The sequence below is a fragment of the Pseudoduganella umbonata genome, assembly GCF_014192225.1.
In the GTDB taxonomy this organism is placed as follows: Bacteria; Pseudomonadota; Gammaproteobacteria; order Burkholderiales; family Burkholderiaceae_D; genus Rugamonas; species Rugamonas umbonata.
In genome coordinates this window covers 949,220-971,266 of the sequence record NZ_JACHXS010000001.1, presented here as the reverse complement: position 1 = coordinate 971,266, position 22,047 = coordinate 949,220, and the positions used below count along the sequence as shown (strand labels likewise).

General features: G+C 62.9%; 18 protein-coding genes and 1 pseudogene. 17 read left to right on the top strand and 2 right to left on the bottom strand.

The window, feature by feature from the left end; translation table 11 throughout:
- Window positions 1–26 precede the first annotated feature (26 nt).
- The 13 genes from FHS02_RS03985 (at window position 27) to FHS02_RS03925 (ending at window position 16,622) form a co-directional block, all read left to right on the top strand.
- Window positions 27–1,793 (top strand): tannase/feruloyl esterase family alpha/beta hydrolase, encoded by a 1,767-nt coding sequence (locus tag FHS02_RS03985; protein WP_137312904.1) that lies wholly within the window; start codon window positions 27–29, stop codon window positions 1,791–1,793.
- Window positions 1,794–1,898: 105 nt separating this feature from the next.
- On the top strand, window positions 1,899–2,732 hold the full coding sequence (locus tag FHS02_RS03980) for a p-hydroxycinnamoyl CoA hydratase/lyase (protein ID WP_137312903.1): 834 nt from the start codon (window positions 1,899–1,901) through the stop codon (window positions 2,730–2,732).
- Window positions 2,733–2,822: 90 nt separating this feature from the next.
- Entirely contained in the window at window positions 2,823–4,268 is a 1,446-nt protein-coding gene (locus FHS02_RS03975; protein ID WP_137312902.1) for an aldehyde dehydrogenase, read from the top strand.
- Between the two features lie 9 nt (window positions 4,269–4,277).
- Window positions 4,278–6,137 (top strand): feruloyl-CoA synthase, encoded by a 1,860-nt coding sequence (locus FHS02_RS03970; RefSeq protein WP_137312901.1) that lies wholly within the window; start codon window positions 4,278–4,280, stop codon window positions 6,135–6,137.
- Between the two features lie 22 nt (window positions 6,138–6,159).
- On the top strand, window positions 6,160–7,332 hold the full coding sequence (locus FHS02_RS03965; RefSeq protein WP_137312900.1) for an ABC transporter substrate-binding protein: 1,173 nt from the start codon (window positions 6,160–6,162) through the stop codon (window positions 7,330–7,332).
- Window positions 7,333–7,452: 120 nt separating this feature from the next.
- The gene (locus FHS02_RS03960; RefSeq protein ID WP_137312899.1) at window positions 7,453–9,075 is read left to right on the top strand and encodes a M48 family metallopeptidase; all 1,623 of its coding nucleotides are present in this window, start codon (window positions 7,453–7,455) and stop codon (window positions 9,073–9,075) included.
- Window positions 9,076–9,110: 35 nt separating this feature from the next.
- Complete coding sequence (locus tag FHS02_RS03955) at window positions 9,111–9,743, top strand: DJ-1/PfpI family protein (protein WP_137312898.1); 633 nt, start codon at window positions 9,111–9,113, stop codon at window positions 9,741–9,743.
- Window positions 9,744–9,881: 138 nt separating this feature from the next.
- Entirely contained in the window at window positions 9,882–12,749 is a 2,868-nt protein-coding gene (locus tag FHS02_RS03950) for a carbohydrate-binding protein (RefSeq protein WP_137312897.1), read from the top strand.
- 205 nt (window positions 12,750–12,954) lie between these two features.
- On the top strand, window positions 12,955–13,785 hold the full coding sequence (locus FHS02_RS03945) for a hypothetical protein (protein ID WP_137312896.1): 831 nt from the start codon (window positions 12,955–12,957) through the stop codon (window positions 13,783–13,785).
- Between the two features lie 54 nt (window positions 13,786–13,839).
- Window positions 13,840–14,262: a hypothetical protein gene (locus tag FHS02_RS03940; protein ID WP_137312895.1), complete on the top strand. Its 423-nt coding sequence runs from the start codon at window positions 13,840–13,842 to the stop codon at window positions 14,260–14,262.
- A 182-nt stretch (window positions 14,263–14,444) separates the two neighbouring features.
- Complete coding sequence (locus FHS02_RS03935) at window positions 14,445–15,515, top strand: M4 family metallopeptidase (RefSeq protein WP_137312894.1); 1,071 nt, start codon at window positions 14,445–14,447, stop codon at window positions 15,513–15,515.
- Between the two features lie 66 nt (window positions 15,516–15,581).
- Window positions 15,582–15,887 carry a protealysin inhibitor emfourin gene (locus FHS02_RS03930; protein WP_137312893.1) on the top strand — a complete coding sequence of 102 codons (306 nt, stop codon included), beginning with the start codon at window positions 15,582–15,584 and terminating at the stop codon, window positions 15,885–15,887.
- A 39-nt stretch (window positions 15,888–15,926) separates the two neighbouring features.
- Window positions 15,927–16,622, top strand: a complete 696-nt coding sequence (locus tag FHS02_RS03925) for a hypothetical protein (protein WP_137312892.1) — start codon at window positions 15,927–15,929, stop codon at window positions 16,620–16,622.
- On the opposite strand, the pseudogene FHS02_RS03920 reads toward FHS02_RS03925, so the two are convergent.
- Together FHS02_RS03920 and FHS02_RS03915 are read right to left on the bottom strand one after the other, a co-directional pair.
- Window positions 16,567–16,962, bottom strand: a pseudogene (locus FHS02_RS03920) (thymidylate synthase); the annotation flags it as partial. The gene FHS02_RS03925 and the pseudogene FHS02_RS03920 overlap by 56 nt on opposite strands.
- Before the next feature lie 393 nt (window positions 16,963–17,355).
- Window positions 17,356–17,691: a helix-turn-helix domain-containing protein gene (locus FHS02_RS03915; protein WP_137317290.1), complete on the bottom strand. Its 336-nt coding sequence runs from the start codon at window positions 17,689–17,691 to the stop codon at window positions 17,356–17,358.
- A gap of 415 nt (window positions 17,692–18,106) precedes the next feature.
- Here FHS02_RS03915 and FHS02_RS03910 point away from each other — a divergent pair, with 415 nt between their 5' ends.
- From FHS02_RS03910 to FHS02_RS03895, 4 genes are all read left to right on the top strand, one after another.
- The gene (locus FHS02_RS03910; RefSeq protein WP_137312891.1) at window positions 18,107–18,541 is read left to right on the top strand and encodes a hypothetical protein; all 435 of its coding nucleotides are present in this window, start codon (window positions 18,107–18,109) and stop codon (window positions 18,539–18,541) included.
- A gap of 365 nt (window positions 18,542–18,906) precedes the next feature.
- Window positions 18,907–19,359 (top strand): hypothetical protein, encoded by a 453-nt coding sequence (locus FHS02_RS03905; protein ID WP_137312890.1) that lies wholly within the window; start codon window positions 18,907–18,909, stop codon window positions 19,357–19,359.
- A 31-nt stretch (window positions 19,360–19,390) separates the two neighbouring features.
- Window positions 19,391–19,903 (top strand): HAD domain-containing protein, encoded by a 513-nt coding sequence (locus FHS02_RS32035; protein WP_175424728.1) that lies wholly within the window; start codon window positions 19,391–19,393, stop codon window positions 19,901–19,903.
- 881 nt (window positions 19,904–20,784) lie between these two features.
- Window positions 20,785–21,309, top strand: a complete 525-nt coding sequence (locus FHS02_RS03895) for an HAD domain-containing protein (protein ID WP_137312889.1) — start codon at window positions 20,785–20,787, stop codon at window positions 21,307–21,309.
- The last annotated feature ends 738 nt before the right edge of the window (window positions 21,310–22,047 follow it).

Below are 22,047 nucleotides of genomic sequence, written 5' to 3'. Positions count from 1 at the left end.
GACTTCCATAATAACCGGAGACCTGCATGCACGACCCATCCTTCCGTCCCGCGCTGACGGCCGTGGCGCTTGCCGCCGCGCTGACCGCCTGTGGCGGCAGCGGCACCCCGAACGCTTCGTCCACCCACCTCGCGCCCGCCAGCGGCGCCAGGCTTGCCAGCTGCACCGAGCTTGCCGCCGGCGCGGCATTTGCCAACACCGCCATCACCTCGGCCACGCTGGCGCCGGCCGGCAGCGTGACGCAGACGCTGAACGGCGTTGCCACGCCGATGCCCGAACATTGCGTGGTACTCGGCAAGATGAACGAACGCACCGGCGTCGATGGCCGGCCGTACGCGATCGGTTTTGAAATGCGGCTGCCGCGCGACTGGAACGGCCGCTTCTTCTACCAGGCCAACGGCGGCAACGACGGCAGCATCAGCGGCGGCAACGCGGCGTTCGGCAACCTGCCGGGCGGCGGCCCGGTCAGCAATGCGCTGCTGCAGGGCTACGCGGTGATCAGTTCCGATGCCGGCCACGTGCCGGATGCGACGCGTCCGGGCGCGGTCGCCGGCCAGGTGTACGGCCTCGATCCACAGGCGCGCATCGACTACGGCTACAACGCGGTCGGCCAGCTGACGCCGATGGCGAAGAACCTGATCAAGGCTGCCTACGGCAAGGCGCCCGACCGGTCGTACATCGTCGGCTGCTCGAACGGCGGGCGGCACGGGCTGGTTGCAGCCAGCCGCTTCGGCGACCAGTACGACGGCGTGCTGGCCGGCGCGCCCGGCTACAACCTGCCGCAGGCGGCGGTGACGCAGATGTGGGATGCCCAGGCGCTGGCCGCCGCTGCGCCGCGCGGTGCCGATGGCCGGCCCAACATCGGCGCCGGGTTCTCCGACCTCGACCTGCGTCTGGTCGCCAATAAAATCGTCGAACGCTGCGACGCGCTCGATGGCGCCGCCGATGGCATGGTCGCCGACACCGCGCGCTGCCAGGCCACGTTCTCGCTGGCGAAGGACGTGCCGACCTGCAGCGCTTCGGCGGACGGCACCTGCCTGACGGCCACGCAGAAGGCGGCGCTGCAGAAAGTCTATGACGGCCCGAAAAATTCCGCCGGCACCGCGCTGTATACACGCTGGTCGTGGGACCCGGGCCTTGCGGCTGGCGGCTGGCGCGTCTGGAAGCTCGGTTCCGCGACGGCGCCGGGCCTGACGGCCACACTGGGCGCGCCGTCGATGGCACTGATTTTTGCCACGCCGCCAGCGGATCCCGCTGCGCTGACAGCGAGCGGCACTGCGCTGCTCGACTATGCGCTGAATTTCAATTTCGATACCGATGCCGCGAAAATCCATGCGACGACGGACCGGTTTGCCGAATCGTCGATGTCGTTCATGACGCCGGCAACGCCGGGCCGGCTCGACACGCTGCGTGGCCGCGGCGGCAAGGTGATGGTCTTCCACGGCGTCAGCGACCCGGTCTTCTCGTTCGACGACACGGTCAGGTGGCTCGATGCGCTGAAGGCGAACTACCCCGATACGCCATCGTTTGCCCGCGTGTTCGCGGTGCCCGGCATGAACCACTGCTCGGGCGGCCCGGCCACCGACCAGTTCGACATGCTGACCGCGCTGGTCGACTGGGTGGAGAAGGGCGTCGAGCCGGAGGCGATCCGCGCCACGGCGCGCACCGCCAGCGCCAATCCTGGCCTCGGCGCGATTCCCGCCGGCCGTACGCGGCCACTGTGCAGCTGGCCGAAAGTGGCGACCTATACGGGCGGCAGCATCGACGACGCGGCCAGCTTCGCCTGCAAATAAAGCGCGCAAAAAATCGCTTGTCAGGCTGCCTGATGTGGTCTAGTATGAACTTAATATCAGGCAGCCTGATACAACCCACAAAGCAATGACCTAGAGGAGACAGACATGAGCAACTACGAAGCACGCTGGCAGACCGTGAAAGTGGAAGTGGCCGATGGCATCGGCTGGATCACGCTGAACCGCCCGGAGAAGCGCAACGCGATGAGTCCGACGCTGAACCGCGAAATGATCGACGTGCTGGAAACACTGGAACTGGACGATGCCGCGCAGGTCATCGTGCTGACCGGCGCGGGCGAATCCTGGTCCGCCGGCATGGACTTGAAGGAATACTTCCGCGAGACGGACGGCAAGCCCGAGATCACGCAGGAACGCATCCGCCGCGACTGCTCGCAATGGCAGTGGAAGCTGCTGCGCATGTACAGCAAGGCGACGATCGCCATGGTCAACGGCTGGTGTTTCGGCGGTGCCTTCTCGCCGCTGGTGGCGTGCGACCTGGCGATCGCCGCGGATGAAGCGGTATTCGGCCTGTCGGAAGTGAACTGGGGCATCCCGCCGGGGAACCTGGTCAGCAAGGCCGTGGCCGACACGATGGGCCACCGCCAGGCGCTGCACTACATCATGACGGGCGAGACCTTCACCGGCAAGCAGGCGGCCGCGATGGGACTGGTCAACCGCAGCGTACCCAGGGAAGAACTGCGCGATGCGGTGATCGCGCTGGCGCGCAACCTGCTGGAAAAGAATCCGGTGGTGCTGCGCTATGCCAAGCAGGGCTTCAAGCGCGCCCGCGAGCTGACCTGGGAGCAGGGCGAAGATTACCTGTACGCGAAGACCGACCAGTCGAACTACCGCGATCCGGAAAAAGGCCGCAAGGAAGGGCTGAAGCAGTTCCTGGACGACAAGACGATCAAGCCGGGCCTGCAAGCCTACAAGCGCGGCTGATCCGTTCGCCCATCCATCCTTTATAGTACGGGCCGGCGCCAGAGCGACAATAACAACGCCGCCGGCCCCCGAGAACACAGAGGAGACACCATGTTCGACACCGATTTGCTGGTGGACGGTAGCCCGTCCGCCGCTTCGAACGGCGCACAGTTCGAGCGCCGCAATCCCGCCACCGGCGATACCGCCACCCGCGCGGCCGCCGCCACGGTCGACGACGCGCGGCGCGCCGCCGATGCCGCGCAGCGCGCATTCCCGGCCTGGTCGGCCATGCCGCCGGCCGAGCGCCGCGGCCTGCTGTTGAAAGCGGCCGATACGATGGAAAAATACCGCGCCGATTTCGTGTCGCGCGGCGTCGCGGAAGCAGGCGGCAGCCCGATGTGGTATGGCTTCAACGTCACGCTGGCGGCCAACATGCTGCGCGAAGCGGCCGGCATGACGACCCAGATCGCCGGCGAAGTGATCCCGTCCGACGTGCCGGGGTCGCTGGCGATGGGCGTGCGCCAGCCATGCGGGGTGGTACTGGGCATCGCGCCATGGAATGCGCCGGTGATCCTGGCCACGCGCGCCGTGGCGATGCCGCTGGCCTGCGGCAATACCGTGATCCTGAAAGCGTCCGAGCAATGCCCGGCACTGCACCGGCTGATCGGCACCGTGTTCGAGGAAGCGGGCTTCCCGGCCGGCGTCGTCAATGTGCTGACCAATGCGCCGCAGGACGCGGCCGCTGTCGTCGAAACGCTGGTCGCCCACCCGGCGGTGCGGCGCATCAACTTCACCGGTTCCACGCACGTCGGCCGCATCATCGCGCAGCAGGCGGCAAAGTACCTGAAACCGGTGCTGCTGGAACTGGGCGGCAAGAATCCGCTCGTGGTGCTGGACGATGCGGACATCGACGCCGCCGTCGAAGCGGCCGCGTTCTCGTCGTTCTTCAACCAGGGGCAGATCTGCATGTCGGCCGACCGCATCCTGGTCGACCGGAAGATCGCCCCGGCCTTCCTGGAAAAATTCGCCGCCAAGACGGCCACGCTGAAGGCGGCCCACGCCGATGCGCCGCTGGCCGGCATGGTCGACCCGGCCGCCGCGCAGCGCGTCGAAGCGCTGGTGCGCGATGCGGTGGAACGCGGTGCCACGGTGCTGCCCGCCGTGCCCAGCGCCGTCGGGAACCTGCTGCAGCCGGCGATCATCGATGGCGTGACGACGGAGATGGCGGCGTACCGGGAAGAAGCGTTCGGCCCGGTGGTGTCGATCGTGCGCTTCGACGGCGACGAGGAAGGCATCCGGCTGGCCAACGACAGCGAATACGGGCTGTCCGCCGCGGTGTTCAGCCGCGACATCGGCCGCGCGATGGCGGTGGCGCGCCGCATCGAATCGGGCATCTGCCACATCAACGGGCCCACCGTGCACGACGAGGCGCAGATGCCGTTCGGCGGCGTCAAGGCCAGCGGCCATGGGCGCTTCGGCGGCAAGGCCGCGATCGCGGAGTTCACGGACCTGCGCTGGATCACGGTGCAGACCACGCCGCGCCACTACCCGATCTGAGGAGGGCACATGATCGCATCTCAGATGCCGGGGCGGTGCCGCCCCGTGGCCATCGGCCGCCCGCAGGTTTCGGTGCGGCGGGAAGGCGATAGCTGGTACGTCGATGCGCAGACGCCGCTGGGGGACGTGCCGGCCCGTTTCACCGATTGCCTGGTGCGCGGCGCGCGCGACTTCCCGGAGCGCACGCTGGTGGCCCGGCGCGGGCCGGACGGCGAATGGATCCGCCTTTCCTATGCGGACATGCTGGAGCGCGCGCGCCGCATCGGGCAGGCGCTGCTGGACCGCGGCCTGTCGGCCGAGCGGCCGCTGGTGATCCTGTCCGGGAACGACCTGCAGCATTACCAGCTGGCGCTGGGCGCCATGTACGCCGGCGTGCCCTATGTGCCGGTGTCGCCGGCATACTCGCTGGTGGCCACGGATTTCGGCAGGCTGCGCGAACTGGTGGCGCACCTGACGCCGGGGGCGCTCTACGCGTCCGACGGCGCGGCGTTCGGCCGGGCCATCGCCGCCGTGCTGCCTTCCGATACGGAACTCATCCTCGATGTGGGCGAGGTGGCCGGCGAAGTATCCCGGTTCGAGGCCACCCGCTTCGCCGCGCTGCTGGAAACGGCGCCGTCGTCGGTCGACGCGGCCAACGCCGCCGTCGGGCCGCAGACGATCGCCAAGTTCCTGTTCACGTCCGGCTCGACGAAGAAGCCGAAGGCGGTGGTGACCACGCATGGCATGTGGAGCAGCAACCAGCAGATGCTGTTGCAGACGTTCCCGTTCTTCGGCGAGGAACCGCCCGTGCTGGTGGACTGGCTGCCGTGGAACCACACGTTCGGCGGCAGCCACAACGTCGGCATCGCGCTGTACAACGGCGGCACGCTGTACCTGGACGACGGCCGGCCGACGCCGGCCGATATCGGGCGCACGCTGGCCAACCTGAAGGAAATCGCCCCCACCGTGTACTTCAACATCCCGAAGGGCTGGGAGATGCTGACGGATGCGCTGGAAGCGGACCCGCAGTTGCGCGCCACCTTCTTCTCGCGCGTCAAGCTGTTCTTCTGCGCGGGGGCCGGGCTGTCGCAGGCGGCCTGGGACCGGCTCGACGCGATCGCGGTGCGCCATTGCGGCGAATCGATCCGCATCATGACCGGGCTGGGCATGACCGAAACGTCGCCGTCGTGCACGTTCGGGACCGGGCCGATCGTGCGGGCCGGCTATGTGGGCGTGCCGGCGCCGGGATGCCAGGTAAAACTGGTGCCGGTCGGCGGCAAGCTGGAAGCGCGCTTCAAGGGCCCGCACGTGATGCCGGGCTACTGGCGCATGCCGTCCCTCACGGCCGAGGCGTTCGACGACGAGGGCTACTACTGCACCGGCGACGCGCTGCGCTTCGCCGATCCCGCGCAGCCCGAGCTGGGCTTCATGTTCGACGGCCGCATCGCCGAGGATTTCAAGCTGGCTACAGGGACCTTCGTCAGCGTCGGACCGCTGCGCGCGAAGGTGATCAGCATGGGCGCCCCGTACGTGCTGGACACCGTGGTGACCGGGATCGACCGGCATGCCGTCGGGCTGCTGGTATTTCCCCGCATGGAACACTGCCAGGTCCTGTCGGGACTGGACGCCGGCGCGAGCGCGGCACAGGTGCTGGCCAGCGCGCCGGTGCGGGCATTCTTCGCCGGGCTACTGCGGCAGCTGAACGCCGGGTCGACCGGTTCGTCGACCGAGGTGGCGATGCTGCGGCTGCAGGAAGAGCCGCCGTCGATCGATCACCGCGAGCTGACGGACAAGGGATCCGTCAACCAGGCGGCGGTGCTGGCGCGGCGCGCGGCGCAGGTGGAAGCGATGTACGGGGGCGGCGACCAGGCCACCATCCGATCACAATGAAAAAATCAATGGAGGAGACACCATGAAACTTCGCTCGATGACCCGCACCATCGCCGTTGCCATCGCCTGCCTGCCGCTGGCCGGCCAGGCGCTGGCCCAGGACACCATCAAGATCGGCGTGATCGCCGCGCTGACCGGACCTTTCGCCAACATCGGCAAGCCGTTCGAGGACGGTATCCGTACCTACCTGCACCAGCATGGCGACAAGGTGGCGGGCAAGAAGATCGAAGTCATCTACCGCGACGACGGCGGCTCGAATGCCGACCATTCGAAGCGCGCCGCGCAGGAGCTGATCGCCCGCGAGAAGGTCGATTTCCTGATCGGCTTCTCGCTGACGCCGAGCGCGCTGGCGGTGGCGCCGCTTGCCACCCGGGCCAGGACGCCGATGATCGTGATGAATGCCGTGACCACCGGCATCACCGACAAGTCGCCGTACATGGTGCGCACGTCGATGACGATGCACCAGATGACGGAGCCGTTCGGCACCTGGACCGGCAAGAGCAAGATCGGCAAGGTGTATACGCTGGTCAGCGACTACAGCACGGGTGCCGATGCGGAGGTCAAGTTCATCAAAGGGTTCAGCGAGGCGGGCGGCAAGGTGGTGGGGTCGGCGCGCGTGCCGCTGGCGAACCCCGACTACTCGCCGTTCGTGCAGCGCGCCAAGGACCAGAAGCCCGATGCGCTGTTCTTCTTCGCGCCCGGCGCGGAAGACGGTACGGCCCTGCTGAAGGCATTCACGGACAAGGGGCTGGATAAGGCCGGCATCAAGTTCCTGGGCGTGGGCGACATGACCAGCGATTCGCCGACACTGGCGGCGCTGGGCGAGCGCGCGCTGGGCGCCGTGACGGTGCTGAACTATTCGACGGCGCTCGACAACGATGCCAACCGCGCCTTCCTGAAAGCCTATGCGGCGGCCAACCCGCAGCGCCCGGCGGCCACCTTCGTCACCGTGGCGGCCTACGACACGATGGGCATGATCGCCGAAACGGTGCGCAGGCTGGACGGCAAGGTGACCGGCGACGCGGCGATCAAGACGCTGGCGGGCATGAAGTGGAACAGCCCGCGCGGCCCGATCAGCATCGATCCGGCCACCCGCGACATCGTGCAGAACATGTACATCCGCGAAGTGAAGAAGGTCGACGGCAAGCTGGTCAACGCGCCGATCAGCGTGCTGGAGAACGTGCCGCCGCGGTGACGCCGCCACCGGCATGCAAATATAGTAGGGCAATGTGACCTTTGGAGAGTTTTCCAGAGGTCACTTTCTTTTATCGTAGCGGGCTTGACGAATCAGGCAGCGACGATCAAAGGAGACGGGTTGGACACGCAGCATGGCAAGCACGCGCAGATCGGGAGCGAAGGGCAGGTCGCGAACGCGGCGCGGATGGCGGGGCACGGGCATACCTACCTGCGCCTGGTACGGCGCCTGGAACGCGACGCGCACGAGGATCCGGCGGCGTTCCGCCGGCGCGTAATGCTGGTCGGCGGTGCCGCCAGTGCCGCCATCGCCATCGTGCTGGCGCTGTTCCTGGTCGTGTCCATGGTCGCCATCCGGCATGCGCTTGGCGCGCACAGCGGCGCGACGGCGGTCAAGCTCGCATTGCTTGCCCTGCTGCCGCTGGCGGCGCTGCTGATCGTGCTGCGCGCGCTGTATGTCCGCCTGCCATCGCCGGAAGGGCGCCCGCTGACACGCGCCGAAGCGCCGGCCCTGTTCGACATGCTGGACCGCATCCGCGTGAAGCTCGATGGCCCCCGTATCGACCATGTACTGGTTGACGAGCGCTACAACGCGGCGGCCGCACAGCGCGCACGGATCGGGCTGCTGGGCATATTCGGCCTCTTCGGGTTCCGCAGCGGCGGCAGTACCAATTACCTGACGCTGGGCCTGCCGTACCTGCTTGGCGTGCCGGCCAGGGAAATGGCGGCCACGGTGGCCCACGAATACGGCCACCTGTGCGGCAACCACGGCAAGTCCGCCGCGTGGCTGTACCGGCAACGGCTGGTGTTCGGCACGCTGCACGGCCACCTGCGCGCGCTGGCCGCCGGCAGCCTGCTCCACCGCGGTATCGCGGCGGTACTGGACCGCCTGATGCCTTACTACAATGCATATACCTTCGTGCTGGCCCGGCAGAACGAGTACGATGCCGACCGTACCGCGAGCGGCGTGGCGGGCAGCGTCGTCAATGCGCAGGGACTGGTGCGCGACACGCTGCAGGCGCGCTGGATCGCGGACGCGTTCTGGCCCACGCTGCTGCGCCAGGCGGACGACGCGGAGCGCCCGCTGTTCATGCCGTTCGCGGCGATGAGGACGGCACTGAAGGCCGGCTATGCGCATTGGGCGCAGCCGGCCGCGCTGGCCGCCGCACTGGCCGAACGGTCCGGCGTGCACGATACCCACCCCTGCCTGCGCGAGCGTGTCGATGCGATCGGCGAGCGGCCCGCGCTGCCGCGGCCCGTGGACCGCCCGGCGGCCGACGCGCTGCTGCCGCCCGACACCTTGTGCGCGCTGATACAGGAGTTCGACGAGGCCTGGTGGGCGCGCACCGGGCGGCAATGGCAGGCACGGCACCGCGAGGCGAGCCGGGACCGGTCGCGGCTGGCCGAACTGGGCGCGCTGCCGCTGGCCGCGCTGTCGCTGGCCAGCCTGCACGAGCTGGCACTGCTGCGCGCCGAGCGGGAATCGCCGGCCGCGGCGCGCGACGTGCTGGCCCACCTGCTGGCGCAGCCGGGCGGCCCGTTCCCGCGCGCGGCCTTCCACTACGGCTGCATCCTGCTGGCCGACGGCAGCGATGCCGGACTGTTCCACCTGGAGGCGGCCGTGGCCCATGACCGTACGCTGGCCGATGCGGCAACCGCCGAAGGCTGCGCCTTCCTGCTGCGCACCAAGGGCCAACGGGCGGCGCGGCTGTGGCGCGAGGCCCTGCTGCCGCGCGCCGCCTGAGGCTATACTGGCAAGCCCGACATGGAGGAGGACAGATGAACGCTTACCTGGTGGTGGTCGATACGCTGGCCGATTGGGAAATCGGCTACCTGACGGCGGAGCTGCACGGCCGCCGCTTCTTTGCCAACCCGCTGGCGGAGTTCAGCTTTCGCCGCGTGGGCCTGAGCGGTGCCGCGGTCACCAGCATGGGCGGCACGACGCACGTGCCGGACGTGGCGCTGGCCGACCTGGCGCTGGAAGCGGGCGACGTGCTGATCCTGCCCGGCAGCGAGCGCTGGGACCAGCCAGAGCTGCGCCCCGTACTGGAATTCGCGCGCGACGCGCTCGATGCGGGCCATTACGTGGCGGCGATCTGCGGCGCGGTCGACGGCCTGGCCAGCGTCGGCGCGCTGGACCAGCGCCGCCATACCAGCAACGACCTGGGTTTCCTGAAGCAGGCCTGCCCGTCCTACCGGGGCGAGAAGCTGTACCGGCAAGAGCCGGCGGTGCGCGGCGATAACCTGCTGACCGCTTCCGGCCTGGCCCCGCTGGAGTTTTCCGCCGAAGTGCTCAAAATGCTGAAGGTGTGGCGGCCCGAGACCATCCGTGCCTGGTACCAGCTGCACAAGACGCGCAAGGAGCGCTGGTACCACGCGCTGGTGGCATCGATGGGACCGCAGGGCGGATGACCCCTGCGTTTGCCGGGCATTGGCGAAGCAACGAAATTCGCTTCCGTCTTTGGCGATTTTCGTAATTGCCGCCCGTCGGCGATCGTTGGAAAATCTGCGCGGCGTGCCAAGCCGGCGCGCCTCTTTTTCGGGATCGCCATGAAGCCATTCACGCAGTCCGCCCGTGCCTTCGTCTTCGTCCTTGTTTCGCTTCCGCTGGTTTCGATCCCGGCAGGTGCCCGCGAGAACCGCCCCGACACCATCCCCGGCTACGCCGTCAACGGCACCACCGGCGCGCCGCTGGGCGGCTTCGGTGCCGGGGCGGTGAAATTCGATGCCAATACGGGCACCTTCGCGGCAATGCTGCGCCCGCCCGCGGATGCCTACGATTTCGAGCGCCTGAAGAATGCCGGATTCGCGCTGTACACGCAGCGCGCCGGCAAGGTGGCGGCCGTGGACACGCTGAAGGCCCGCCAGGCCGCCGGCAGGCCGGACGACGATGCGATCTGGCCGCTGCACCGCGTCAACTTCGGGTCGACCGGCGGCATCGCGGTCGCCATGACGGCATTTGCCCCGTTCGACCGGCGCGATCCGGGCCGCATGAGCCTGCCGTATGCATTCTATGAATTCACCCTGACCAACGAAGGCTCGACCGCTGCGCAGGCTGCGCTGGCGCTGCGGCTCGATGCCGGCCGGGCAGCCGTCCAGTCCGTCGCCGGCAAGGGCTTCAGTTCCAGGCCCTGGTCGGTCTACGCTGCGGCGGACGGCAAGCCGGCACAGGTCAGCGCCGGCGCCCCGGCCGGCTTCCTGGCACGCGGCCTGGCCGGGGACATTGCCGCCGGCGGCCCGGCCAGCACGGCGATCAAGGTGCAGCTGGCTGCGGGGGAAAGCCGGCGCGTGCGCTTCGTGCTGGCGTGGTACGAGGATTCCGATCCCGAACGTTCGTGGTACTTTGGGCAGCATCGCGATTCGTCCACCGTGGCCGACGCCGGCCTGGCGCATTTCGACGCCCTGAAAGCCAATGCCGAGGAACTGGTGGAGCGGATGCGCGCGTCGAACCTGCCTGGCTGGCTGAAGAACCAGACGCTGAACACGCTGGTCAACCTGGCCACCAATTCGATGTACAAGAAGGATGGCCGGGTGGCATTCGCCGAGGGGCAGTGGACCTGTTTCGGCACGATGGACCAGATGTGGCATGCGCGCCAGATCGTCGGCCAGCTGCTGCCGTTCTTCGCGTGGGAGGAGCTGCGCTACTGGGCGCGCACGCAGATGAAGAGCGGCCAGATCCACCACGATACGAACAGGATGGACTTCGGCGCCGACCGCGCGCTGCGTTCCGTGATGGTGGACTGGGACGATACCGAACACGCCGACTACCGCAACATCGTCAAGTGGGTGGACCTGAACGCCGGTTTCATCATCTCCGCCTACGAAACCTACGAGGCGACCGGCGACCGGGCCAGGTTCGATGCGCTGTGGCCGAACGTGAAACGGGCCGCCCAGCGCATCCTCGACCAGGTGGAGCAGTACGGCAGCAAGCAGTATCCGTACACCTTCGATCACTCCGAGAATTCCTACGATGCCGGCGGCGATCCAAACCCGTTCAATGCCAGCCTGTCCGCCGTGGCGTACAAGCTGATGACGCGGCTGGCCGCGGAACGGGGCGAAGACGCGCTGGCGGCACGCTACCAGACTGCCTACGACACGGTCGTCGCCTCGTTCCGCGCCCGCTACCTGAACGATGCCGGCTTCAAGCTGGGCAAGCACAGCGAGGGATACTTCGGTGGCCAATGGCTGGCGCTGACCATGAAGCTGGGCGAGATCTGGACGGCGGCCGACCAGGACTTCGTGCTGGGCAGGCTGAACGACTATTACCAGCCGTATTACCGGGGCCTCGGGTATGCCGACGGCACGTATGACGAATGGACGCCGTACATCGTCACCCACTACGGCGGGCTGCTGCTGAACAGCCGGCGCGCCAACGAATGGGCGGCCCTGCAGAAGGACGCCTACGAGCGCCAGTACCTGGACCGCAATCATGTGTTCAATCACCCGCTGAACATCCTGCCGCTGGTGAAAACGCCGGTGCCGGTGGCCACGGAAATCCGCAGCAAGAAGCAGTACATCAGCATGCCGGCACTGTGGCGCAACTATTACGACATCGTCGGCTACCATCGCGATGCGCGCAGCAAGGCCCTGTGGCTGACACCGGTCGTGCTGCCGGAAATGAACGGGCGGATGACGAACGCGCTGTACGCATCGCCCGAAGGCTACGGCACCGTCAGCGTCACCACCAGCGGCCGGGAAGGCCAGAACAAGGAACTGCTGTTCAAGCCCGACGAGCCACTGGAAGTCGGCACGCTGCACCTGGCGGACGACTTCGGCGGCGACGTTGTCGTGACCGTCAATGGCCGCAGGCACGATGTCAGGCGCGCCGGCAGCGGCTATGCGAAGGAGTTGCTGGTGGACTGGAACGGCACCGTGGGTACGGAAGGCCTGAAGGTCACGGTGACGGGTGCGCCGGGCCATGCGCCGCCGCCATTGCCGGCGAAGTCGACGCGGCCTGCACCCATCGATTCGAAGAGCCTCGCCAGGATCGATCCATACAAGCCGGTGCAGGCGTCGAAAGCCGGCAAATCGGCCGGCACTTCCGTCGAAGTCGACACGACGGGCCGTTCCTACGTTGCATCGATCAACAACTTCGACTGGCTGCAGTTTTCGCGCGTCGATTTCGGTGCCGGCGGCGCCACGAGCTTTACGGCGACGGTGTCCGGCGCCGTGCCCGGCGCGGGCATCGAGATCGTGCTCGACGATGTGGCCGGCGACGCGATCGGCTCGCTGGTGGTGCCGGACAGCGCAAACGGCAAGGGCTGGACCACGGTCAGCACGCCGATCCGGAAAGTCACCGGCGTGCACAACGTGTTCCTGCGTTTCCATGGCAGTTCGCAGGACAGCCTGATGAGCCTGGACCGCGTGACGTTTGGCGCGCCGGCCGCCGCTGCCGGTGGTGCGGCGGCGCCTCGGTAGCGTATTCCTGCAAGGGGCACCTGGCGTGGCACCCGCGCGCGGCCACGACCAGGTTGAGCTGACTGCCATATTGGTGATATCGTGTCGAACAGCTATTAACAATTCGACAGGTATCGGTTTTCCGCCAGCGCGCCCCGGCTTCGGGCCGCTGCCGGACGGAGCGCCGGCCACGTCGTGTCATCTCAACGATCGGGGAGAGCAGAACGTGAAGAACCAGTGCCGCACCTCGCTGTCGACGTTCACCCGGCTAGGCGCCGGCATGGCGGTTGCCGTGCTGATTGCCGGCTGCGCGGATTTTTCGGCCGTGAAGACCTATGCCGACGACACCAGCAAGCTGGGCGCTTCCTTTACCGCGATCGCGGATACGCCGGTCCGGCTGTGCGAGGCGCAGTTCCTGATGCAGGAGCAGACGCGCGATCCTGCGTTCACCTTCAGGATCGCGGATGTGCAGGCGCGCGCGGCCGCGGATTGTGCGCCGCTCGCGCAGGACAATACCCGGATCCTCAGCCTGGTGACGTTGCTGGACAGTTATTCGGCAACGCTGGCCGCGCTGGCGGACGAGAAATTGCCCAGCTATACCGCGGAGCTGAAGGGCCTGGATGCGGCCGTCGACGAACTGAAGGACCGCTCCGGCGAACCGATCGTGCCGCCGGACAAGGCGAAGGCGGTGATCACCCTGGGCAGGCTCGTGTCCCGGCTTGCTACCGAACGGGTCGCGCGCGGCGAGATCACGCAGCTGCTCGAGCAGAGCGAGGCCGTCAATGCGACCACGGGCGCGCTGGCCTGGTATGCCACGTCGGTCACCCGGCCCCAGATCGACACCTACCAGCAGAGGTCCCGTATCGCCATGGATGCGGCGTTGCCCCGGTTCGAGAAAACCGAGCCGCTGGCCGTGCGCATGTATGCCGTCACGCTGCTCGGCGAGCAGGAGCGCGTGAAGAAACTGGCCGCGGCCAACGAAGCGTTGATCGCCGCGCTGGCCAGGCACCGCGAAGCCACCTTGGCCCTGCAGGCGAAGCTGGGTCAGCGGAAGTAATTCAGCGGAAGTAATGGTTGGCTGTAGTCCGATCGATGTGCGGAGGATACGAGCATGAAAGAATTGACCGCGGATGAGCTGGCCGACCTGGCCGACCGCTTTACCAAACTGTCGACGCAGCTGTTTGAGTTCCGCGTGACCCATTCGCTCACGGCGGAGGACGAGCATCTGCTTCGCGTGGAATGCGAGCAGAAGCTCGACGCGCTGGCCAACGTGCTGCGCGGCCAGGCCATCGCGCTGGTCGTCACCGATGCCAGCCTGAAGAGCGGCGCCTTGCTGGCGGCGCTTGCGTCGGCCGGGAAAACGCTGGAAAAGCTGGACAAGGTGCGCGATGTGATCGGCCTGGTCACGAACGTGATCGCCCTCGGCGGTGCCGTGCTGTCGGGGAATGCCAAGGCGATCCTGAAGGCGCTGAAGGCATTCCGGCAGGAGGACGACGATGGCGCCGAGGACGCGGAAGATACCGCTGCCACGTAAGCGGACCGCGACGCTGCGTTCCACGCGCTGTTCGATGACGATTGTTCGATGACGATTATTCGATGACGATTATTCGATGACGATTATTCGATGACGATTCAAGCGCGGCCGGGCGGGCGAGCGCTCGCGTGCCGGCCGCCCTAATCCGCTTTGTTTCACCCCATTTCATCACGGAGTACAACATGTCCACCGCGCCGCACCGCCATTCCATACACTGCTTCCTGCCGCCCCACATCCTGACCGAAATCGCCAAGAACGGCACCGAGCCACAGCGCCGGTTCGCGATCGACACACTGTCGGTCGATAACTCGTTCCGCAACTTCCGCGCGACCAATGTCGTCAGCGGCGCCCAGAAAACCATGCGCGGCGCGATGCCCGGCACGACCGCGGCGTTGAAGCGCACGATTTACGATGCGAACAACGAGCAGTCGCTGCCTGGCAATGTCGTGCGGACGGAAGGTTCCGAAGCCACTGGCGACGCTAGCGTGGACGAAGCATACGACGGTCTCGGCGCCACCTACGAGCTGTTCCTCGAGGGCTTCAAGCGCAACTCGATCGACGATGCGGGCATGCCGCTCGATGCGACGGTCCACTACGACGTGGACTACGACAACGCCTTCTGGAACGGCAGCCAGATGGTGTTCGGCGACGGCGACGGCACGTTGTTCAACCGGTTTACGGCATCGATCGACGTCATTGGGCATGAACTGTGCCATGGCGTGACGGAAGTCGAGGCGGGCCTGGTCTACCAGGGCCAGTCCGGCGCGCTGAACGAATCGATCTCGGATGTCTTCGGTTCCCTGGTCAAGCAGTATGGCCTGAAGCAGCAGGCCGACGAGGCGGACTGGCTGATCGGTGCCCAGCTGTTCCTCGAACCGGGGCCCAAGCGGCAGGCGATCCGTTCGATGAAGGCACCGGGGACCGCCTATGACGACGATGTGCTGGGCAAGGATCCCCAGCCGGGTCACATGGACGACTATGTCGTGACGGTGGCGGACAATGGCGGCGTGCACATCAACTCCGGCATCCCGAACCGCGCGTTCTACCTGGCCGCCGTGGCCATCGGCGGCTTCGCATGGGAACGCGCCGGCAAGATCTGGTACGACAGCCTGCTCGACGCGCGCCTGAAACCGAAGTCGACGTTTGCCGCGTTCGCGAAACTGACGGTGTCGAATGCGCAAAAACTGTTCGGTGCCGACAGCGACGAGGCGAAAGCCGTCAGCCAGGCCTGGAAAGATGTGGGCGTGCTGTAGCGGCGGAACGCCATCGAACGCACGGCTGCGCACCTTGCGCTGCCGGGCAATGACAAGGGGAGCGCCATGCGCATCGAAGTGTCGATAGAAGGCGGCTTCGTCGCGGCGCCGGGCCTTGCGAAGCCGATCGTGCTCGATACCGCGAGCCTGCCGCCCGCCGAGACCGAAGCCTGTGAACGGCTCGCCCGCGAAGCCGTGGCGGATGCCGGCACCGCGGCGGGCCGCCCGCAGCCTCTGATGCGCGATGGCCGCAGCTACCGGATGAAGGTCGATCTCGACGGCCGTTCCGTTTCGCTGGACGCTTCCGACGGGTCCATGTCGCCCGCCTTTCGCCAGTTGCTGAAACTGGTGCGCTCGCACGGCTCGCGTTAGCCCGGGCCGGTAGCATATTGCGCTACCGCCGGTGGCGCATTGCGCGGCTCCGGCGTCGGCGCGTTTGCTTTTTCGCAAGCCGATGTGATGATTCCCGTCCGGCCGGTTCTCGGCCATCCACGGAAGGGAAACCATGAAGTTCACAGGACTGTGTTCTGTGCGGCCGCCGTGCCGGCCCTGGCCGGCTGCGGCTCGATGGTCGGCCACGGCGGCAGCCGGCAGGCCGGCAGCATCGCCGACTACCTGTATCCTGACGCGATGAAAGCGCCAGCGATGGCGCCGACGGTGACGCGCCTGCGCCTGGCGGTGCGCGTCGGCATCGCCTTCGTGCCAGGCGGCGGGCGCACCAACGGCCTCACCGAAACGGCGCAGCGGCAACTGCTCGACCGTGTCAAGGGCGCCTTCACGCAGTACGACTACAGCGGCAGTATCGAGGTCATCCCGGCACGTACCTGCGCGCGCGGGGCGGTTTCGACAACCTCGACCAGGTGGCGCGCATGTTCAACGTCGACGTCGTCGCGCTGGCTGGCCGGCATCGGCGGGGCCTTTGCAGCCCTGACGCCACGGAAACTGTTGCAAAAAAACCGGTGTCTGTCACCGGTTTTTTGGCTGGAAATCGGGTCGCCATCGGCCCGGAAGCTGGATCAACCGCCGACGGCGCGAATGCCGTCAACGCCGCCTACACCGCCATCGGCGCGGTCAGCGGCGGATGGTGCCGGTAACCTTCCAGGCTGAAGTCGGCGGGTTCGATCTTTTCCAGCCATTCCGGTTGGTACTTGCCGGTCGCGGCGAAGTCCGGAACACGGTCGGCGATGACGAGCCGCGGCGCTTCGTACGGCTCGCGCTTGAGCTGTTCCTGCACCATGTCCATGTGATTTTCATAGATGTGGGCATCGCCGATGAAGTACGTAAACCAGCGCGGCGTGTAGCCGGTCAGGCGGCCCACCAGGTGCAGGAGCGCGGCGCCTTCGGCGATGTTGAACGGCGTGCCCAGGCCGATGTCGTTGCTGCGCACGTACAGGCACAGCGAGATCTCGCGGGTCGTCGCGTTCGGGATGAACTGGTACAGCAGGTGGTTATGTGCAGTACACTCGAAATGCACCCAAATCATTATTCGCTGACGCGTCATCCTCATAGGTGCGCGGGGTACGACGTGTAAGCAACGAATGTAGACTTGAACGCTGTACGACATGTGGAGATCACTCGTAACACAGCGCATTTCGCTACCTATAACAGCGCGCCCACGCCCCATCGGGTTGGAGCACCTTCGATTGCACAGTGCGCGCATCTTTACGCGTCGCGGTTGCTTGCGTTACAACGCTGTAACGGCTGCAGTTATCCCGCCCTACGCTTTCGCTTGAACCATACAAGGGATGGCTCATCAAAATAGCTATGGCGGAGTCTATGTACGCCTGCCATAGCGCACGCTAGCCGGAGCACGTTGCGATCACGGAGCTTGTTCTGATCATCAGCGCAAGCGACTCTTCGGCGGACTGACTTTTGGCTGGGCAGCGTTCGCCCTGCGTGGTTGATCTTGGCCAGGCGGCAACGCGACGTTGATGTCACTGAAAAAGTCAGCCAATGTGATTCCAAGCGCATAGCAGACATTGGCCAGAGTGAGAACTGATGGATTGGCAATTCCCCGTTCAATCCTAGAGATAAAGGCTCGGTCTAACTCTGCTTTCGAAGCGAGGGCCACTTGGCTCATGTTCGAGGATATGCGGTGCCTCTTGAGGCTCTTTCCAACGGCTGAGCTCACCAAGTTTTGCTTACTGTTAGCGTCTCGTCCAGGCGTTATGGTCATGCCGGAATAATGCACGCGCCGTGGCATCCTGACGACAGTCTATACACCTCAATGACATGTGGTGTATAGTCCTCCTACGCGGCCCCAAGTGTCATCCTGATCGTACAAAAACGTTTGCGTACAAGCACGGCGGTGCCATGGCTGGACTCCTGTAGGGATCCTGCCTCGGCTAATTATTGCTGGGAGGTATGGCGCAAGCAGGCAATGACTTCCATTGTCCAGATGCATACCTTGCTTAATCAAGACCAAATCTCGCTTTTACGTTACCAGATCATTATGCAAACCCGTCTCAATTGGAGAGTAACAGCGCTTTATGAAAATATTCGTGCGATATCTCCGCAACACCCAACGTGGGAACGAAATCCGATTGCAAGAATAACCCCAGTACATAAGTCTTAATTATCAGGAACTATCTATGCTTCATGTTTTTGAGTCTTGGGAGGAAACCCGCCGCGCGGAAATTCTTCGAACCCTGTTCGACTGTCCAGAATTGCGGTGTTATCCATTTGTTGAGATACCTTTAAACCGTGAGCTTTTTCATGTGGATGTTGCTACAGCGTCAGCCGCAATGAATTGGCAACGGTATATTTTTGATAGGTTCGATGACTTTCTTGCTTTTGTGAAGAGCGAGGAAATATCGAACTTCCGAATAGCTTTACAGACGCGGCGTGATGCTGACGGGAATTATCAAATTAAGCGGATAACCCGGATTTTCCATATCGAATTTGGTGCGCCCAGTGAGATGTACATATTCGAATGCTCAGATGGGTCAGTAGAGCCCGAAGGTTCTGTTGCGACCTTGGGTGACGGTGGTGTTGAGAAAGAATGTGTCTGGTGTGAAGCTACATGAGAGAATGCGGCCGACGCAATTGAATAGAATCATATTTCTAAGGCCGCACCACGTGTATCCGTTCGAACCCGTCAGCCATATGTTACCGGGTGCAATTTCCTTATGCTGGCAGGTAAGATAGGTGGAGCGGGATATATACATATTAATAGCACACTGTGATTTCGCTCGCAGTCATTTTTATAACAGCAATCAGTGGTCTTAGGATATGAGTAGCTTTAGGTGCGCTGTAAACGGTGAAATCGCCTGCATGATGATCGATGCTTTGGGAAAGACCCCAGGAAGCTTTTACTTGATCGATTAAATCGCGCTCGCAACAGGAAAATTATGCCAACTTCGAAAAGTGCACTTTAGAGATCGATGCTAAAATGGATGAGTTATTCCAAACGCGATTAAGTTCTCAGCTGCAAATAGTGGAAACCGATGCGCGCATGCATACAATCCGTAAGGTTCTTTCGATGACGAAGTGGTTTACATCTGAAGAATTAATGCAGCGCATAATTAATGGTTCTGAAACCGGAGAGGCGACAATCCGCAATTGGCTTGCGTCTAGGGAAATATTCTCAGTCATTCATAATGAACAGATGCTATTTGCGAGGTATCAGTTTGATAGCCATGATCGGCCTCTGCCAATAATCAATCTGATTCTCGACATTCTTAAGATCGATGATCCATGGGCGATAGCGGCATGGTTCGTCTGCGAGAACTCTTGGGTAAAAAAAACCGCAGAATCGTGTCATTGTTCGCCTGTCGATATTTTAGATCGCCATGAAGAGTTGATGTGCGCAGCTAGACATGAGCGTGCCACGCATTTTTCGTGAAGAAAAGCCTAGTCAATGAGGTGCATTGCTGATGAGTTTGCCACTAATAAGTTCAATATCCGATGTCCCAATCTGTTTTCTTGATTTCGATGGCGTATTGCATCCTGATGAGGTTTACTACAAGCCGGGTAAGGGTATATTCATAGTTAATTCAAAACATGCGCTTTTTGCGTGGACATCGATTCTGTCTGAACTATTAGAACCACACCCAGATGTTCGAATCGTGTTAAGCACATCTTGGGTGCCGATGCGCTCATATTTGTTCGCAAAGTCAAGATTGCCACCAGACTTGCAAGCACGCGTTATCGGCGCAACTTATAATAGCCGAGTAATTCACAGGTCAGAGTTCTTCCTCATGAGGCGCGGTGAGCAAGTTCTTTCCTTCGTAAATCGGAGATGTCTGCGACGGTGGTTTGCGATAGACGATGATATCGAAGGGTGGCCAGGGTGGTGTGAACAACGGCTTGTAAAGACAGATGGTGCCGCTGGGATGAGCGACATTAATGCTCAGAATGCCGTGAGGGAAATTTTGAGCAATCTGTGAGTGACGGTTGATTCGATCTTGCAGGGACGACGTACGGAAAGAGATCGGTAGGCGTAGCTCTTACCAGTGTTTGGTGACGAGTGGCATTGCGTTGCTGCTAACACAAACAGCCATGGCTACATTTGGTCAACCAAGAAAACACACATGACTAACACGGTATTATCAAACCATGAGTTCATCCAAAGAGTGATCGACGCGATGCTAGCAGCGGATAAAGGTCCGGTCTCACAGGGCAGTGGCGACCTACCCACGTCCTGATAAACTTCGAGGCCCATGAACGCCTCAAAAAGCAGGAGCGCAACATTGCCGTTGGCCTAGCTATGCCTGGTGTTGCGGGCGTCGATTTTGCGCCACCACGCGTGGTAATCGAACTCCAGCAACCTGACTTTTTATAATGTCCATCAATGTCCTTCGACGTATGTTTCGTAGGTGAGCACGGTATGATTTTCGAATGAACTGAGCCGCGAGATTGGTGGCCATGCTCAGTACCAGAGGACGGCAGCACATATCTCGGCTATTTGCGCGCGAATAATTAATTGACGACGCGCTTGTGACTAGAAATCCGAGTAGAAACTAAAAAACGCTGCGATAATAGATATTCGGGGCAAGAAAGAGGATCGAGAATGATTCTTCTTTTGGCGCATTGTCTAATTCGACGTGGTTGTTTTTTCGCTGAACGCAGTTGAGTTCACGGTAGTCCCAAAAGTGCAAAGTTCGGTTCCCTATTATTGTTCAATTTTCGGCACTGCATGTTTTCGCGATAATAATTGTTGCTATAGCGCGAACATTGGTATGTAGAGGCCTTATGCAGTGATTGTGCAATCTAATATGCCAAAACGCGCTTGTTTACGGCGCGCATGCTTGGTTCAGAGGAATAATAAATGCGCCCAGTAGTATTCTTAGACATTGACGATGTAATTGCGATCAACCTACATTACAACAGCTATCAAGTGATGGCGGCTCTTAAATCTGAAAACTGGGAGTGGCCCGAGCTTTGGAGCGAGCTCGTATTTTCAGTTGGGCGAGCTAACTTATCCACATTGCATTATGAATTCTTGCCGAGTTATGTCATCAGTTCTTCGTGGACACGTTATTTAAAGCAAGAACAGATACAGCAAATTTTCCGGAAATGTGGCCTAGAGTTCATTGCTGACGCACTGCACGTTTGCTGGACGACTCCTAAGAATGAGTACTCGTCTCGGTCTGATGAGCTAATAGAATGGATTGCCAAACATCGAAAGGCCGGTCAGCCTTTGCTTATACTTGATGACTATAACAGCGGTTTTGATTTGGTCGAATCACCGCTGTATCAGCAAGGGCTTGTTGTCTTATGCGAGCCAAGTATTGGTTTTATATCGGAAAAACTTGTTGCTGCGCAGAGATTGCTCCGAGCCCAGCTCTTGTAGTACGAAATAATTCAAGTTATCGACTTCAACTATGTGATGATGCGCTCGCGACCATTCGCTCCGTAGACCGTTTGATGCGAAAACCCTAGCAATAAAATCGCTCGACAGAAATTTGTACGCTCAACAAGGCCGAGGAAAGGCGCGAATGCAGATACGCCGAAGTCCGATGGCCAACAGCAGGGACCTACAATAGACTTATTTGTTGAGACGGCCCGAGACCGTTCGCTGGCACAGCTTCACGGAAAGCGGCCAAGCACGCCGCTTTCAGAAAGGTTTAATTCTAGGTGAATTCAGCATTCACCAGTAAGGAGTCCATTTTGCTGTTTGGGCAGGTGGGGAGTTTTTCGAGCGGACGGGTGAGCCAATGTGCTCGGCCCAGGCCGTTGAGCTTTTCGGTAGCAAAAAGCTTGCACCAGCCCGGCGCCGGCCTGCCGTTGGGTTCAATGCAGCGGCGCGGTGCCGGCTCGTGTCTCGATAGCTCTCTCCCCCAGATGAGGCAGGCATTATGGATGGTGCACCGCTCGCCACGCTCAACGGTTCGGCAATGGACAGGCTGGCAAGCCGTACCGACGCAGCGCACCCTGGCATCGGACAGCGCAGGCGCCTGCGCGGCAGCTGAACGCACAACAATGGGAACGAGTCAAATGTTGCTATCAATCTATATTTGTTTTCTAATTCGTCGCTGGCGGGCAGGTTGCGATCTATAATCGGACCACGACGACAACTGTGCGGCAACAC

Excerpts from the sequence above, each read along its gene's own strand:
- FHS02_RS32035 (WP_175424728.1), top strand. The coding sequence starts at position 19,391 with ATGAGTTTGCCACTAATAAGTTCAATATCCGATGTCCCAATCTGTTTT.
- FHS02_RS03985 (WP_137312904.1), top strand. The coding sequence starts at position 27 with ATGCACGACCCATCCTTCCGTCCCGCGCTGACGGCCGTGGCGCTTGCC.
- FHS02_RS03975 (WP_137312902.1), top strand. The coding sequence starts at position 2,823 with ATGTTCGACACCGATTTGCTGGTGGACGGTAGCCCGTCCGCCGCTTCG.
- FHS02_RS03980 (WP_137312903.1), top strand. The coding sequence starts at position 1,899 with ATGAGCAACTACGAAGCACGCTGGCAGACCGTGAAAGTGGAAGTGGCC.
- FHS02_RS03905 (WP_137312890.1), top strand. The coding sequence starts at position 18,907 with ATGGATGAGTTATTCCAAACGCGATTAAGTTCTCAGCTGCAAATAGTG.
- FHS02_RS03950 (WP_137312897.1), top strand. The coding sequence starts at position 9,882 with ATGAAGCCATTCACGCAGTCCGCCCGTGCCTTCGTCTTCGTCCTTGTT.
- FHS02_RS03910 (WP_137312891.1), top strand. The coding sequence starts at position 18,107 with ATGCTTCATGTTTTTGAGTCTTGGGAGGAAACCCGCCGCGCGGAAATT.
- FHS02_RS03970 (WP_137312901.1), top strand. The coding sequence starts at position 4,278 with ATGATCGCATCTCAGATGCCGGGGCGGTGCCGCCCCGTGGCCATCGGC.
- FHS02_RS03895 (WP_137312889.1), top strand. The coding sequence starts at position 20,785 with ATGCGCCCAGTAGTATTCTTAGACATTGACGATGTAATTGCGATCAAC.
- FHS02_RS03915 (WP_137317290.1), bottom strand. The coding sequence starts at position 17,691 with ATGACCATAACGCCTGGACGAGACGCTAACAGTAAGCAAAACTTGGTG.
- FHS02_RS03955 (WP_137312898.1), top strand. The coding sequence starts at position 9,111 with ATGAACGCTTACCTGGTGGTGGTCGATACGCTGGCCGATTGGGAAATC.
- FHS02_RS03940 (WP_137312895.1), top strand. The coding sequence starts at position 13,840 with ATGAAAGAATTGACCGCGGATGAGCTGGCCGACCTGGCCGACCGCTTT.
- FHS02_RS03965 (WP_137312900.1), top strand. The coding sequence starts at position 6,160 with ATGAAACTTCGCTCGATGACCCGCACCATCGCCGTTGCCATCGCCTGC.
- FHS02_RS03935 (WP_137312894.1), top strand. The coding sequence starts at position 14,445 with ATGTCCACCGCGCCGCACCGCCATTCCATACACTGCTTCCTGCCGCCC.
- FHS02_RS03930 (WP_137312893.1), top strand. The coding sequence starts at position 15,582 with ATGCGCATCGAAGTGTCGATAGAAGGCGGCTTCGTCGCGGCGCCGGGC.